1 protein-coding gene is annotated in these 858 nt (G+C 70.9%); it reads left to right on the plus strand.

What is annotated here, in order from left to right:
• Positions 1-43 precede the first annotated feature (43 nt).
• Positions 44-858, plus strand: an 815-nt coding sequence (locus IL54_RS25615) for a CoA transferase (RefSeq protein ID WP_237748994.1), incomplete at its 3' end; no start/stop codon positions are given.

The raw sequence follows: 858 nt of genomic DNA on the forward strand, positions 1-858 counted from the left end.
CACGCGCGGGGGACGGATGTCAGCCAACGGGTCCTGCCGGTTGATGCGGGTCAATGATGGCGAGATCGCGCTCAATCTGGCGCGGGAGGCGGACCGCGACCTGCTGCCCATCCTGCTCGCTGACCATGCGGCCGACCTGTCGGACTGGGCCGCGATAGAGCGGGCCGCGGCGGGGTGTGACAGCGGGACGCTGCTGGCGCGCGGGGTCGAGATGAGCATGGCCATCGCTGCCGTCGTGCCGCCCCGTCCCCCTGCCCGGTTCTTTCCGGCCCTCAAGTCTGTCCGCACCGCGCTTGGGCGCCCGCCCTTGGTTGTCGATCTGTCCTCACTCTGGGCCGGTCCCCTGTGCGGATCGTTGTTGGCGCTGGCGGGGGCGCAGGTGGTCAAGGTGGAGAGTCGCACCCGGCTCGATGGTGCGCGGTTCGGGCATGGCGGTTTCTACGACCTGCTCAATGCGGGCAAGGCGAGCGTCACGCTCGACTTTCATGACGCGGCGGACCGACGCGCGCTGGCCGCGCTGGTTGCACAAGCCGACATCGTGATCGAAGCCTCGCGCACCCGTGCGCTGCGCCAATTGGGGATCGATCGCGACGCCGAAGTGGCGCGCGGCGCGATCTGGATAGGCCTTACCGCGCATGACGACCCGGACCGGATCGGCTTTGGCGACGATGCGGCGGTGGCGGGTGGCCTGGCCGCGCTCATGGCCGAGGGGTGGGGCGAAGCGATGTTCGCGGGCGATGCCATCGCCGACCCGCTGACCGGGCTGCATGCCGCGCTCGCCGCGCTGGTGGCATGGCGACAGGGGCAGGCCGGGCTGATCGCGCTGTCGTTGGCGGGCACCACGGCGTTCGCCTGCCA

The sequence above is a fragment of the Sphingobium sp. ba1 genome, assembly GCF_000743655.1.
In the GTDB taxonomy this organism is placed as follows: Bacteria; Pseudomonadota; Alphaproteobacteria; order Sphingomonadales; family Sphingomonadaceae; genus Sphingobium.